The sequence below is a fragment of the Lentilactobacillus hilgardii genome, from assembly GCF_009832765.1.
Lineage (GTDB): Bacteria > Bacillota > Bacilli > Lactobacillales > Lactobacillaceae > Lentilactobacillus > Lentilactobacillus hilgardii.
Genome location: NZ_CP047121.1, coordinates 1 through 14,497, shown reverse-complemented (window position 1 = coordinate 14,497; position 14,497 = coordinate 1). Strand labels below are relative to the sequence as shown.

General features: G+C 37.6%; 12 protein-coding genes. All 12 read right to left on the bottom strand.

Annotation, left to right across the window (positions count from 1 at the left end; all coding sequences use genetic code 11):
• Nucleotides 1–116: 116 nt before the first annotated feature.
• Nucleotides 117–569, bottom strand: coding sequence for a 50S ribosomal protein L9 (gene rplI, locus GQR93_RS00065; RefSeq protein WP_003551013.1), 453 nt, complete (start codon nucleotides 567–569; stop codon nucleotides 117–119).
• A 37-nt stretch (nucleotides 570–606) separates the two neighbouring features.
• Nucleotides 607–2,619 carry a DHH family phosphoesterase gene (locus tag GQR93_RS00060; RefSeq protein WP_187117497.1) on the bottom strand — a complete coding sequence of 671 codons (2,013 nt, stop codon included), beginning with the start codon at nucleotides 2,617–2,619 and terminating at the stop codon, nucleotides 607–609.
• A 197-nt stretch (nucleotides 2,620–2,816) separates the two neighbouring features.
• A complete protein-coding gene (rpsR, locus tag GQR93_RS00055) occupies nucleotides 2,817–3,053 on the bottom strand; it encodes a 30S ribosomal protein S18 (RefSeq protein WP_003551009.1) in 237 nt (78 codons plus the stop codon).
• Between the two features lie 40 nt (nucleotides 3,054–3,093).
• Entirely contained in the window at nucleotides 3,094–3,615 is a 522-nt protein-coding gene (gene ssb / locus GQR93_RS00050) for a single-stranded DNA-binding protein (protein WP_003551006.1), read from the bottom strand.
• Nucleotides 3,616–3,650: 35 nt separating this feature from the next.
• Complete coding sequence (rpsF, locus tag GQR93_RS00045; protein ID WP_003551004.1) at nucleotides 3,651–3,947, bottom strand: 30S ribosomal protein S6; 297 nt, start codon at nucleotides 3,945–3,947, stop codon at nucleotides 3,651–3,653.
• 232 nt (nucleotides 3,948–4,179) lie between these two features.
• Nucleotides 4,180–5,289, bottom strand: coding sequence for a lactate oxidase (locus GQR93_RS00035; RefSeq protein WP_003551000.1), 1,110 nt, complete (start codon nucleotides 5,287–5,289; stop codon nucleotides 4,180–4,182).
• A 146-nt stretch (nucleotides 5,290–5,435) separates the two neighbouring features.
• Nucleotides 5,436–7,988 carry a DNA gyrase subunit A gene (gyrA, locus tag GQR93_RS00030; protein ID WP_003550998.1) on the bottom strand — a complete coding sequence of 851 codons (2,553 nt, stop codon included), beginning with the start codon at nucleotides 7,986–7,988 and terminating at the stop codon, nucleotides 5,436–5,438.
• Nucleotides 7,989–8,078: 90 nt separating this feature from the next.
• The gene (gyrB, locus tag GQR93_RS00025; RefSeq protein WP_003550997.1) at nucleotides 8,079–10,022 is read right to left on the bottom strand and encodes a DNA topoisomerase (ATP-hydrolyzing) subunit B; all 1,944 of its coding nucleotides are present in this window, start codon (nucleotides 10,020–10,022) and stop codon (nucleotides 8,079–8,081) included.
• A 12-nt stretch (nucleotides 10,023–10,034) separates the two neighbouring features.
• On the bottom strand, nucleotides 10,035–11,156 hold the full coding sequence (gene recF / locus GQR93_RS00020; RefSeq protein WP_003550995.1) for a DNA replication/repair protein RecF: 1,122 nt from the start codon (nucleotides 11,154–11,156) through the stop codon (nucleotides 10,035–10,037).
• Nucleotides 11,153–11,383, bottom strand: coding sequence for a S4 domain-containing protein YaaA (gene yaaA / locus GQR93_RS00015; RefSeq protein ID WP_035444180.1), 231 nt, complete (start codon nucleotides 11,381–11,383; stop codon nucleotides 11,153–11,155). The genes recF and yaaA overlap by 4 nt, the downstream gene beginning before the upstream one ends.
• 371 nt (nucleotides 11,384–11,754) lie before the next feature.
• Complete coding sequence (gene dnaN, locus GQR93_RS00010; RefSeq protein ID WP_003550991.1) at nucleotides 11,755–12,894, bottom strand: DNA polymerase III subunit beta; 1,140 nt, start codon at nucleotides 12,892–12,894, stop codon at nucleotides 11,755–11,757.
• Nucleotides 12,895–13,087: 193 nt separating this feature from the next.
• Nucleotides 13,088–14,440: a chromosomal replication initiator protein DnaA gene (gene dnaA / locus GQR93_RS00005; RefSeq protein WP_035444178.1), complete on the bottom strand. Its 1,353-nt coding sequence runs from the start codon at nucleotides 14,438–14,440 to the stop codon at nucleotides 13,088–13,090.
• Nucleotides 14,441–14,497: the final 57 nt, after the last annotated feature.

The following is a 14,497-nucleotide window of genomic DNA, read 5'->3' as shown; positions in this document are numbered from 1 at the left end:
TTAAAAACATCAATCATATTGTTCTAACATAAAAATTAAATACTGTCCAAACAAAAGGGACTGGAGACAAATGATGTTAATCGTTTTGCTCCCAGCCCATTTTGCAAACCTATCAATTATTTTTCTGATACATGAACTCTGATTCGTGCAGTTACTTCAGAATGTAATTTTACCGGCACATTAGTATATCCGGCAACCTTGATTGGTTCGCCCAACTCAATTTTTCGTTTATCGAGCTTAATGCCATACTGTTTATCCAAAGCCGATGCAATCTGCTTACTTGGAATTGAACCAAATAAACGGCCATCGGTTCCCGACTTGGCTTTTAATTCAACGACTGTCTTGTCATCTTCCAACTTTGTTTTAACGGCCTTAGCCTCTTCAAGCTCTTCTTCTTCACGCTTTTGTTCAGCCCGTTGCTGACCCTTCAACTGACTCATTGCCTGACGGGAAGCTGCTTTTGCTTTGCCATTTTTAATCAGAAAGTTTTGAGCATAGCCGTCTGGAACTTCTTTAACTTCACCGCGTTTACCTTTACCACGGACGTCTTCTAGAAAAATAACTTTCACAACAGATCACTCCTACTATCCTCAAAATTTGGTTTCTCTATTCATTATCATCGATATAGTCGATCGTTTCAAGCAGTAATTGTTTGACTTCCGCAATCGATTTATCTTCAATCTGGGTAGCTCCACTTGAAAGATGGCCACCACCGCCCATTCGTTCCATAATGATTTGAACGTTTATTGAGCCGGTACTCCGAGCTGAAACACCAATTTTATCGTCTGAACGCTTAGTGATAATAAATGATGCATCAACACCTGACATCGTAAGCAATGAATCACAAGCTTGAGCAGCCGTTACCGGATCATAAACCCGATCTTCTTCACCCACAATCATGGCCATATCTTTATGGAAGAATTCAACCATTGAAATAAGGTGATTACGTTGCAAATAGTTATCAATGTTTTCTTTCATTAATTGCTGCATTTCCACTGAGTCAGCTCCAGCTGAACGAAGATAACTAGCAGCGTCAAATGTTCTGGTACCAGTTCTCATTGAGAATGATTGCGTATCAATAAAGATCCCAGTCAACATAGCCGTTGCTTCAATACGGTTAATGGGTTCTTCCTCGTGTGGTTGATATTCAAACATTTCGGTAATCAATTCACAAGTTGAAGAAGCGTAAGGTTCAATGTAAACCAGCATTGGGTTTTCAGGGAATTCTTCTCCCCGCCTATGATGATCAATGATAACCACTTTCTGGGTCATACGCTGATACAGATCCGGAGAAATACTAATTGATGGTTTGGAATGATCAACCATAATTAAAAGACTACTATCTGTCACCTTGGAAAGTGCTTCAGCTGGCGTGATGATGGCATCACTGATTTCCGGATATTTTTTTGCTGCCTCAAGAAGTCGCTGAATATCAGAATGAACTTTTTCTTTATCCAAAACAATCCAGCATTTTTTATTATTCATTTGAGCAATTCGGCGAATCCCCATACAAGCACCTAAAGAGTCCATATCGGGACGTGTATGGCCTTGAACGAATATCTGGTCAGCATCCCCCATCAATTCATTTAACGCTTGAGAAATCATTCGTGCACGGACACGAGTCCGTTTTTCCATTGGGTTGGTTTTACCACCATAAAATCTAGCCGTACCATCCAAAGATTTGACGACAACTTGGTCACCACCACGGCCAAGTGCCAAGTCCAAATTGCTTTGTGCTTGATCAGCTAAACTATTTAAGTCATCTTCTCCATACGAGATTCCGATACTAAGTGTTAATGGGAAATTTTGCTTAGATGTACTTTCACGAACGATATCCAAAATATTAAATTTATCATTTTCAATCTGGGTCAACGATTTGGCATATGCCAATAAGAAAAAGTGATCATCATCAATTTGTTTCAAATACATACCGTATTTTTTAGACCAGGTTGCTAATTCGTTTGTCACATAATTACTCAAATTAGAAATTTCCTGATCAGTCATTGACTGGGTTATTTCATCATAATTATCTAAAAATATTTGCCCAACTGAAATCTGTTCTTCTTCATATCGTTCCTCCAAATTTGCATACCGAGTGATATCAAGCATATAAATAGAATGATACTCACTTTGAATCAGCATTGTAAACTTATGATCACGCCAAGTAACAGTATGAAATTCATCAGAATCTCCATACTTCATCATTAACTGTTGTAGGTCATGATCTACATCTTCAATTCGTTTTCCAAGAATATTTTCATTATTAAAATATCTAGTAAAATATGGATTTGTCCACTCTACCAATCCATTTTCATTTAAAATCATGACACCGATAGGCATTTCCAACAAACTTTCCTGTTCACCGCGATGAATCCGATAGGACAAGTCCGAAATGTATCTATTTGTATCCGTGCTCATCTCATTCATCATCACAATTGTATAGATGAGTCCCATAATACTAATGATAACAAGAATGGCTGAAGCCACGATATTATATAAAAATGAGATAACCACACCATAGATTACGATAAGTGCGATAAATAACATTATTCGTCGCAAACGGCGATTATGAACAAATGGTGGTAGTTCACCACTATTACGAGAAAACCAATTTTTCATTTTTTATCCTCTTGAATTACTATGCTTAATATTTTTATTTTACCATAAAATAAAGATTAAATTTTTCTGAAGAATTTCAAAATGCAATTATCTATCGCATTTATCTTCAATAATGGTTGCATGGTATTTCTTTATGAATATAAAAGAGAGGTCCAAATAAAACCGAAGTTTTATCCAGACCTCCTAATAAAACACTATTAGTCTTCAGCAACGAAGGACATTAAGCCCATGATTCGTGCTCGTTTAATAGCAATTGTAAGTTTACGTTGATTCTTAGCGCTAGTTCCAGTTACACGACGAGGAAGAATTTTTCCTCGTTCTGAAACAAAACGCTTCAACAAATCAACATCTTTATAGTCGATGTATTCGATGTGATTAGCAGCGATAAAATCGACCTTACGGCGACGACGGCCGCCACGTCTTTGTTGAGCCATGTTAGTTCCTCCTCATGAAAGTCTCTTCACCATTTCTAGTTTAGAATGGCAAATCATCATCGGAAATATCAATCGAGTCCCCTGAGTTAGCAAATGGGTCATTAGGATTACTCTTATTGCCACCATTATTGTTACTGCTACTATTAGGGTTCGAATTATTATTATCGAATGGATTACTATTTCCGTTATTTTGTTGAGGAGCATTACCGTTTTGCTGATTACTTGCATTGTTGTTCCGTGCTGAACGCGGTTCAAGCAAAGCAAAGTTCTCTACAACAACTTCAGTCACATAGACCCGTTGTCCTTGTTGATTTTCGTAATTCCGAGTTTGGATACGACCATCAATTCCAACAAGAGATCCTTTATGAACAAAGTTGGCAAAATTCTCAGCGGATTTACGCCAGATTACACAGTTAATGAAATCGGCATCACGTTCACCTTTTTGGTTAGTGAATTGCCGATCTACTGCTAACGAGAAAGTACCAACAGCCGTTCCGCTCTGTGTGTATCGTAAATCAACATCACGGGTTAGGCGTCCCGTTAAAACTGCACGATTAAGCATGCTGAATCTGCTCCTCTCATAGTTAGAATGATTTATTAGTCATCGCGAACAACGATCATATGACGTAAAATATCGTCATTAATCTTTGATAAACGGTCAAATTCATTCAAGGCAGTATCATTATCACTTGTTAATGTGATAATATGATAAGTTCCTTCATTGTAGCCACCGATTTCGTATGCGAAACGGCGTTTTGACCAGTCTTTTGAGTCAAGAATCTTAGCACCATTGTCAGTAACGATTTTGTCAAATCGTTCGATAAGTGAAGACTTTGCTGCTTCTTCGATATCAGGACGGATGATGTAAGTGATTTCGTATTTCTTTTCTTCCATGATTGCACCTCCTTATGGACTTATGGCTCCCTTCCCGAGAGCAAGGAGAGTTTCTGTTTTTACTCAGATACTCACAAATAAGAATAGTAACATGTTTCCGATAAAAGATCAATATGCCTAAATTGATTTACGATACATTAATTATATACGGCAATAATGAATTTGTTTCTTCAAATAAATAAAAATGAATTCAAGTCAGATGTGAACTTGAATTCGTAAAAATTTTGTTGAGTTAATATCGAATATTTAACAATTTAGCATTTTTAACATCAGAAATCGTTTTGGTACCCGCCAACTGCATAATAATCTCTAACTCATGATCCAAATGTTCAAATACAGACTGAACGCCCTGAGCACCACCAAGTGCTAATCCATAGATAACTGGTCTCCCAATTCCAACCAAATCTGCACCGGAAGCAAGTGCCTTAAAAACATCGGATCCGCGACGAACACCGGAATCAAAAATAACAGGTACTTTCCCATTAACTGCTTTGGCAACATCTTCCAATACATCAAACGATGCCGGCCCACCATTTAATTGGCGGCCACCATGATTAGAAACGTAAATGCCTGATGCACCTGCACCAATTGCATAAAGTGCATCCTCTGGAGACTCGATTCCCTTAACAATAACAGGCAAATCCGTATAATTTGCGATTCGTGCAACATCATCCGGACCGATTTTCTGAGCAGCTGAAGCATAAATTTCAGCAATGCCTTTACCTTGACCATCACCTTCGCTGTATTTAGTAAGATTAGCCATAGGAATTGGAAATTGGAAGTTATTGATAATGTCAGCTTCTCGATACCCATCGACAGTTGCATCTACTGTCAAAATAATGCCTTTAACCCCTGCTCTTTTCGCCTCATCCAAAAGCGCCTCGTTAAAATCCCAATCCTTACTCATGTACAGCTGGAAAAACTGAGGCGCACCATTTCCACTCGCGGCAGTATCAGCAATTGAGGTTGAAGAGTAGGTGCTCTGCGCCATTAGTCCACCCACAGCAGCAACACCTTTAGCAGTATCAACTTCTCCTTTTGCATGTGCAAGGCCCTGAGCAGCTGCCGGTACCATGAAAAGAGGTGTCTTTAGTGGAATTCCAAATACATTTGTTTCCAGTTCCGGTTTCTCAATATTTGTCAATGCTCGTGGCACAATTTGCTTATGTGTAAATGCACGACGATTTTCTCGTAATGTCCATTCATCTTCAGAGCCACCGGATATATAACCAAAACCACCGGTTGGAATTATTTCCTTTGCCTGTTTTTCCAACTGATCTAAATTCAAAACATTCAGTTTCTTTTCATTTTCATTTTGTTTGTATCCATTTACAACAACCATTTTAAAATCCTCCGCTTTTTCGTAAAGTTATTGATTTCAGAATATCACTTACAAAAAGTAAGTCAATGATTTTTATCTAAAAAAACAAAGTAAATAATGGAATTATCCCAATACTTACTTTGCTTTCTTAAAAACGGTCTATTAATTTAGTTAGTTGAATCTGAATCTTCAGATGTATCACCATTGCTACTCATAAGGTTGCCCTTCGAAGCATCGCTGCTAGCTTCGTCTTCTTGTTTCTCCACCTTGGCCATCGTTGATACTTTTGAATCTTCATCAATTCTGATTAAATGAACCCCCAAAGTAGAACGACCGGTTTGTGAAACGTCTTCTATTCCAAATCGAATCATAACCCCTTTATCAGTGATCAACATAATATCCTCGTTGCCACTAACAGTTGTTAATCCTGAAAGAGGTCCGTTCTTTTCTGTGATATTGGCAGTTTTGACACCCTTTCCGCCACGACCCTTAATCGGATAGTCTGCAGCTGGCGTTCGTTTACCAAACCCTTTTTCAGAGATAATAAAGACTTCACTGTCAGGATTCAAAACATCGGCACCGACAACGTAATCATTTTCACGCAAGCGAATACCCCGAACCCCAGTAGCTGAACGACCCATTGAGCGAACATCAGATGCATTAAAGCTCATTGCATATCCAAGATGGGTTCCAATAATGACGTTTTGATTTTGATCAATAATCAAAGCATTAATTAATTGATCACCCTCTTTAAGGTGAATAGCAATTAAACCATTACTTCTAATATTTGCAAAATCAGAAACAGGCGTACGCTTAACTGTTCCATACAATGTCACAAAGAGAAGATCTTTTTGGACATCATTTTTGCGATCAGAAACATTAATAACCGCTTCGATCTTTTCTCCAGAATTAATATTCAATAAATTAACAATTGGGATTCCTTTTGCAGAACGACCATATTCAGGGATTTCATACCCTTTCATACGGTAAACTTTACCTGCATCGGTAAAGAACAACAGTACGTCATGTGTCGAAGTTGAAACCAACTGTTCAACAAAATCATCATCATGAACACCCATTCCTTGAACACCACGACCACCGCGATTTTGAGCTTTAAACTCTGTCGTTGGTAATCGTTTGATATATCCGTTATGAGTGAGCGAAACAATGACGTCTTCTTCCTCGATCAAGTCTTCATCTTCAAGACTAAGAACTTCACCCACTAAGAGTTCGGTTCGACGTTCGTCACCGAATTTCTTCTGAATTTCTAACAATTCTTCATAAATAATTTGGTTAACTCTATCACGACTGGATAAAATCGCTTTAAAATCTTCGATGTCTTTCATTAACTGATTGTATTCTTTATCAATTTTTTCGCGTTCCAAGCCAGTCAAACGAACCAATCGCATATCCAAAATAGCCTGGGCCTGCTTATCACTTAAGCCAAAACCCGTAATTAATTGATTTTTAGCAACTTCACCAGTCTGAGATCCTCGAATGATTTTGATGATTTCATCAATATGGTCAAGGGCAATTCGTAATCCTTCCAGAATATGAGCTCTTGCTTGGGCCTTTTGCAATTCATATTTTGTTCGCCTTGTAATAACCTCAACTTGGTGTTCCAGATAATACTGAAGAATTTCTTTTAGGCTCAGGATTCTTGGTGTCCCTTTAACAATTGCAAGCATATTAAAACTAAAAGATGTCTGCATCAACGTTAATTTATATAAATTATTTAAAATAACTTCGGCACTGGCATCCCTTCGAACATCAATCACAACCCGCATTCCTTCTCGGTCAGATTCATCATTGATATCTGTAATACCTTCAATTCGCTTATCTCTTGCTAATTCAGCAATTCGTTCAATTAATTTGGCTTTATTAACCATATAAGGCAACTCAGTAGCGATAATCCGTTGTTTGCCACTCGCCTCACCTTCAATTTCAACCTTTGCACGTAAAATAATTGAACCTCGGCCAGTTTCATAAGCTTTTCGAATACCAGACTTACCCATGACAACTCCGCCGGTAGGAAAATCAGGTCCTGGCAGCACTTCCATTAAATCTGCTGTTGTAGCATCCGGATTATCCATTAATACATGAATAGCACTGATAACTTCAGAAAGATTATGTGGCGGAATATTCGTTGCCATTCCCACTGCAATTCCGGAGGCACCATTTACAAGGAGGTTCGGAAAACGTGATGGTAAAACACTTGGTTCTCTTTCGGTACCATCATAATTTGGAACAAAATCGATTGTATTTTTATTAATGTCGCGTAGCATTTCCATTGCGATTTTACTTAACCGGGCTTCAGTATAACGCATAGCTGCAGCACCATCGCCGTCAACAGAACCGAAGTTTCCATGACCATCAACCAACATATATCGATAACTAAAAGTTTGTGCCATTCGGACCATTGATTCATAAACAGCCGTATCACCATGGGGATGATACTTACCCAAAACATCTCCAACAATTCTGGCTGATTTTTTGTATGGCTTATCAGGAGTAACGCCTAATTCATTCATATCGTAAAGAATTCTTCGATGAACAGGCTTCAATCCATCACGGACATCCGGAAGTGCCCGGGCAACAATAACACTCATTGCATAGTCCAAAAATGATGTTCGCATCTTTTTGGACAAATCAACATTCGTGATTCTCCCCGGAAAATCCCCACCTTGGTTAGTTTCGTTAGCCAAACTTTTTACCTCCATTCAAAATTAAGAGCAGTAATGTTCCACATGAAACATTATCTTAGTAAATGTCACGCAATCATCGTTAAGAACGGACATTTCTATGATTAATTAAATATCAAGATTTTCAACAAACGTTGCATTATCTTCAATAAACTCGCGTCGTGGTTCAACCTTATCTCCCATCAACATTGAGAATACGTGGTTGGCCTCTGCTGCGTCCGAAGACTCAACTCTTAGAAGGTGACGATTTTCGGGATTCATTGTCGTATCCCAAAGTTGTTCAGCATCCATTTCGCCTAATCCTTTATATCGCTGAATAACTGGTTTAGGTGATGGCTGTAGGGTTCCTAAGAATTGATTCAGATCGTCATCTGAATCAATATAACGTTGCATTTTTCCTTGACGCACCTGATACAATGGCGGCTGCGCAACATATACATACCCTGCGTCAATTAATGGTCTCATATAACGATAGATCAAGGTTAATAACAACGTCTGAATATGCGCACCGTCAACATCCGCATCGGTCATAATAATTAACTTATGATAATTTATTTTTGATAAGTCAAAATCGTCACCAAATCCAGTTCCCATTGCAGTAAACAAGGAGCGGATTTCTTCGTTAGCAAGAATTCGATCCATACTTGCTTTTTCAACATTTAAAATTTTCCCTCGAATTGGTAAAATTGCCTGCGTTAATCGTGCACGCCCCTGCTTAGCTGAACCGCCGGCAGAATCACCCTCGACGATGAACAACTCGGATATTTTCGGATCCTTACTGGTATTGTCAGCTAACTTACCGGGCAAACTACTAATTTCAAGGCCACTTTTACGACGAGTGACTTCACGAGCACGCTTTGCAGCAGATCTCGCTTTAGAAGCTAAAAGCCCACGGTCAATAATCTTTCGTGCCAACTTCGGATTTTCCATTAAGAACTTTGAAAAATGATCGCTAAAGATTCGATCTGTAACAGTCCTAGCATCTGAATTTCCAAGCTTAGTTTTAGTTTGTCCTTCAAATTGAGGATCAGGATGCTTAATGCTGACAACGGCAGTTGTTCCTTCACGAACATCTTCCCCAGAAAGGTTAGCTTCATTGTCTTTAAGCAAGTTGTTTTTACGAGCATAATCATTGATAACTCGTGTTAAAGCACGCTTAAATCCTTCCTCATGAGTACCTCCCTCATAAGTATGGATATTGTTTGTAAAGGTCATAAGTGTACTATGATAATCTTCAGAATAATCAATGGCCACTTCAACGGTAATCCCGTTATCCATGCCTTCAACGTAAATTGGTTCTTTAAGCAATGTTTCTTTATCTTTATCAAGATACTCGACATAGTGTCGAATACCTCCCTCATAAAGGAAATCTTGTTCTGTTGGTTTTTCAGGCCGCATGTCTCGGACAATAATCCGAAGTCCTTTATTCAAAAACGCCAGTTCGCGAAGACGGGCTGTTAATACTTTGATATCAAAAGTCGTTGTTTCCCTAAAAATATCAGGATCCGGCAAAAAGTGAACCTTAGTACCATGTAAATCATCTGACACATGATCGATCACTTTCATTGGAGTGGTAACATGTCCACGTGAAAAGTCCATATAATAGACTTTCCCATTTCGTGTAACAGCAACGTCCAATTCTTCTGAAAGGGCATTAACAACGGAAGCACCAACACCGTGTAGACCACCTGAAACTTTATACCCGCCGCCGCCGAATTTCCCACCGGCATGCAAAATCGTATACACCGTTTCCAGAGCAGGTTTACCTGTTTTCTTTTGGATATCCACAGGAATTCCACGACCGTCATCAGTCACGGTAATACTATTATCTTTTTCAACTGTTACAGTAATCTTTGTCGCAAATCCAGCTAGAGCCTCATCAATTCCGTTATCGACGATTTCCCAAACAAGATGGTGAAGGCCTTGAGAAGATGTGGTTCCAATATACATACCTGGACGCTTACGAACAGCTTCCAGTCCTTCAAGAACTTGAATTTGACTGGCATCATATTCATTTGCAAGTTCTTTTTTTGTTTCTTTTTGATCAGCCATGTTCTGTCTCCTTTACGATTCTTCTAAATTTACTTTGCCGTTTGCAATTCTAAATATCTTTGGGTTGCTAAGAAGTTCCTGTTGAACACCACTTAAACTTGTCGTTGTCAAAAATGTTTGTACCTTGTCTTGGATTGCTGTTAATAAATGTGTTTGTCGATAATCGTCTAATTCAGACAAAACATCATCCAATAGCAAAATTGGATATTCATTTGTTTGTTCTTTCATAAGATCAATTTCTGCAAGTTTAACTGAAAGTGCGGTTGTCCTCTGTTGCCCCTGTGAGCCAAAGGACTGAACTTCTTTTTTATTGATAGCAAACTTAAGGTCATCTCGATGTGGCCCTAAGAGAGTGGTACCGCGCTGAATTTCCTTTTCTTTGATATCTGCAAATTGTTTTAGTAGATTTTGATAAATATTTTCAATAGATGTTAATTGTTCGTCAGGTACGGCAGTCTGGTAAAGAAACGTCAGTGCTTCTTTTCCTTGAGAGATCTCTGTATGAACATTTTTTGCAAATCCTTCAAGTTTTTTTAATAGCTGTATCCGCTGATAAATAATTTCAGCACCATATGCTGATAATTGATCCGACAAAACATCTAAATATACCCTATCTGACTGAATTTTATGTTGAAGATCCCGTAGATATCGATTTCGTTGTCTTAAAATTTTTTTATACTGGGTGGAATTGTATAGATAACGATTACTCATCTGGCCAAATTCCATATCCATAAACTTACGTCGCACTTGTGGTGCACCCTTTACTATTGAAAGATCTTCGGGAGCAAACAAAATAACGTTCAATTGACCAACATAACTTGATAATTTTGCTTGTTCTAAGTGATTAATCTTGGCACGTTTGCCCTTTGTTCCTAAATCCAGTTCTATTGGAACTTTTCCTAATTGTTTCTGAATTGTACCTTTTAATTGAGCAGTTTGGCTTTGCCAATTAATTAATTCTTTCTCATTTGACGTTCTATGACTCCTTGTAAGTGCTAAAACGTAGATGGCCTCAAGCAAATTTGTTTTCCCCTGTGCATTTTCGCCAAGAAATACATTAATTCCGTCTGAAAATTGCAGTGTTTGATCAATATAATTCCGAAAATTATGCAGCGAAATATCTTTCAACTTCATTCAGAATCCTGCTTTGAGCGAATAAAAAATAAGCCAACATCTGGAACCTCAACGTTATCTCCAGCGTATAGCTTGCGACCACGGCGATTATCAGGCTCGTCATTGATATTTACAGTATGTTCTCTTAAATACCACTTGGCTTGACCACCACTACTGATAATCGATTCCTCTTTAAGTAATTGGCCCAGAGTAATATAAGGTCTATCAATGAAAATTTCTTTTTTCACAATTTCACCCACCTTTTACACATACATATTATACGCCATTTTTACGTAAAAGTATACGGCTGCGGCTGTTTATACGCACTCTGAGCTGTTCTTTAATTTTTAGGCACTTTTGTCAAAAAAGCGTAAAAACTTCTAAGAAACACGTATATGAGCAAATATGTTGAAAATACGTATTTTTTTATTTTGACCGAGATAAAGTGATTATAAGCATTAAATAAAGATTGAATTTATTAGTTGATAATGTATTTCTTAAGCACGTTTCAACTTGTTTTAGAAGTAAAAAAAATTCCAGCTTAACCCTTTATGGGTTATGCTGAAACTTTTTGAGTCCCTATATTAAAAACTATAAAACAACTTTTAGATATTGATGATTAAAATGTCCGGATAGGTGTAATTAATTGTACAAAGCTATCACTATCTTCAGTTGGTGTTAGGGTAAATGGACGTAACGATGAAGTGAAATCTAGATTAATTGTTGATTGACTGAACGACCGTAATGCATCTTTCATATAATCCGGATTGAAAGAAATTTCCAGTTCATTTCCTTCCACACTCCTTGGTTCCATATCTTCTTCAACATTACCGACATCTGGCGAATTACCATAAATAGTAACTGTCTTTGTTTCAGGTTTAACTGTAATCTTGACTACATTGTTCCGGGAAGCATGTGATAGCAGTGAAGCACGTTCAATTGAAGCGAGTAACTCCGGTGCATCGAAAGAGATCCTTGTATCGTGTGAATCTGGAATTAGTCGTGATGTATCAGGATAGTTACCCTCAAGCAAACGGGAGTAGAACAAAGTATCTCCAATTGTAAATAATGCCTGATTCTCTGTAACAGATAAAATGATGTCTTCTTTATTGTCGTCAATCATTCTAGATAATTCAACCAAACTTTTTCCAGGAATGACAAAATCGAACGAACCGTTGATTGGGGTTTCCAAGATAACTTTACGTTGACTTAATCGATGACTGTCTGTAGCGACTGCTAAAAAGTTGGTGTCCGATAATATAAAGTGAACACCAGTTAGAATGGGACGGCTTTCTTGATTTGAAACAGCAATAACTGTTTGGCTTATGATTTGTTTTAGCAAGTCCCCAGCTAATGGGATTGAATTTGTTGTTTCTATTTCAGGTAGGTGTGGATAATTGTTAGCATCAAGACCATTAATCGTAAATGATGAAGGACCTGATGTAATCATTGTCTGAAAATTCTCACCTACTTCTATTGTGAGTGTTTCTTCGGGAAGTTTTTTAACGATATCGGTGAAAAATCTTGCAGGTAACACAATGGCACCTTCCGATTCAATAGCTAATAAATTATCAGGATTGTCTGTTTTAATGGTTGTTTCGATAGAAATATCAGCGTCACTTCCAGTCAGGATAAGTCCTGTTTGTGTAGCTTGTAATTTTAAACCCGTTAAAATTGGAATGGTTGTTTTTGTGGAGATTGCTCTGGAAACTGTGTTTAATGCCTTTGTAAATTCTGTTCTGCTAATTGTAAATTTCATACTGATAGTTAACCTCCCGGAGAGTTATATTAATTAAATTAATAAATCAATAAACAAAAAAGCAGTAATAGTAGTCCCTGTGGATTTGTGGATAACTATTAATTCTGCTGATGCTATTGAGGATGATCCTGTGGATAAAGTTGTGGATAACTTATTGACTTTTTCAAGAATTATCCACAACCCATTATACCATTTAGCTTAGTGCGGTTTTGATATCTGAGATTTCTTTACGAATGTCAGCATCGATTTTGATGACTTCTGCAATTTTGTCACACGCATGAATAACGGTTGTATGATCTTTACCACCAAATTCTTTTCCAATTTTAGGAAGGGAATTGCTTGTCATTTCTCGTGAAAGATACATTGCGATTTGTCTTGGAATAACGATGGATTTCATTCGTTTTTTTCCTTTTAAATCACTAATAGTCACATGAAAATAACTTGCAACTTTGTTTTGAATGTCCATAATTGATAATTCGTTATTTGCTTTTGCAAGCTTTAATCCTTTAAGTGCTTCGTAAACTAAGTCCGTAGTGATTGGTTCATTTTTTAGTTTCGAATAAGCTTGTACTCTTGAAAGCGCGCCCTCGAGTTCACGGACATTGGAATTAATTTGGCCAGCAATGTATGATAGTGTTTCGTTTGGGATTGTTAAGTTATCAAGTTTGGCCTTACTTTTTAGAATAGCAATCCGGGTTTCTAAATCTGGGGGCGTAATATCTACAGGTAGTCCCCATGCAAACCGTGATACCAAACGTTCCTGAAGCTTAGGAATTTCTTGTGGTACCCGATCTGATGTTAAAACGATTTGTTTGTCGTTATTATATAGATCATTAAAAGTGTGGAAAAATTCTTCTTGGGTTCCTTCCTTTTGGGCGAAGAATTGAATATCATCAACCATTAATAAATCAACGTTCCGATATTCACGTCTGAACTCTTCTGTTCTATTGGTTTGAATGGCATTAATAAAATCGTTGGTGAATGCTTCACTTGTAACATATTTGACGTTTGTTTCTGGATGGTCCTCAAGTCGTTTATTACCGATAGCTTGCATTAAGTGGGTTTTTCCAAGTCCAACGCCGCCGTAAAAGAAAAGTGGATTATATAATTTTCCAGGTTCTTCAGAAACGATTAATGCAGCTGCGTGTGCCATCTGATTTCCTTTACCGATAATAAAGTTATCAAATGTATAATTTGGGTTGAGATGAGTTTCTTTACTAAATGAAAAAGTTTCATCTTGATCGTCAGCTGTAGAGTCGGCTTTGGCCGGTTCTTTTTTTTGTGCTTCCTTTTTGATATCCGAGTCTAGAATAAATTTTGGTTCAATATTTCCCTTTGTAATGACAAAGGCATATTCAATTAAATTAGGAGCCAGTTGTTCTTTCCAATAATCTCGGTGTAATTCAGAAGGAAGGGATAAAGTAAGAGTTGATCCATCAAAATCAACGGGTGTGACAGGTTTAATCCACGTATCATATGTAAGATCAGTGGTATTTTTTCGAAATTCTGTGCTTAATTTTTGCCACAGTGAATCTTTATTTAACACTTTGAAATCCCCCCTAATTAAATAGTCGTTATAAGAAATGCAAATTAATTCTAGCAT

Excerpts from the sequence above, each read along its gene's own strand:
- GQR93_RS00060 (WP_187117497.1), bottom strand. The coding sequence starts at position 2,619 with ATGAAAAATTGGTTTTCTCGTAATAGTGGTGAACTACCACCATTTGTT.
- rpsR (WP_003551009.1), bottom strand. The coding sequence starts at position 3,053 with ATGGCTCAACAAAGACGTGGCGGCCGTCGTCGCCGTAAGGTCGATTTT.
- ssb (WP_003551006.1), bottom strand. The coding sequence starts at position 3,615 with ATGCTTAATCGTGCAGTTTTAACGGGACGCCTAACCCGTGATGTTGAT.
- rpsF (WP_003551004.1), bottom strand. The coding sequence starts at position 3,947 with ATGGAAGAAAAGAAATACGAAATCACTTACATCATCCGTCCTGATATC.
- GQR93_RS00035 (WP_003551000.1), bottom strand. The coding sequence starts at position 5,289 with ATGGTTGTTGTAAATGGATACAAACAAAATGAAAATGAAAAGAAACTG.
- gyrA (WP_003550998.1), bottom strand. The coding sequence starts at position 7,988 with ATGGAGGTAAAAAGTTTGGCTAACGAAACTAACCAAGGTGGGGATTTT.
- gyrB (WP_003550997.1), bottom strand. The coding sequence starts at position 10,022 with ATGGCTGATCAAAAAGAAACAAAAAAAGAACTTGCAAATGAATATGAT.
- recF (WP_003550995.1), bottom strand. The coding sequence starts at position 11,156 with ATGAAGTTGAAAGATATTTCGCTGCATAATTTTCGGAATTATATTGAT.
- dnaN (WP_003550991.1), bottom strand. The coding sequence starts at position 12,894 with ATGAAATTTACAATTAGCAGAACAGAATTTACAAAGGCATTAAACACA.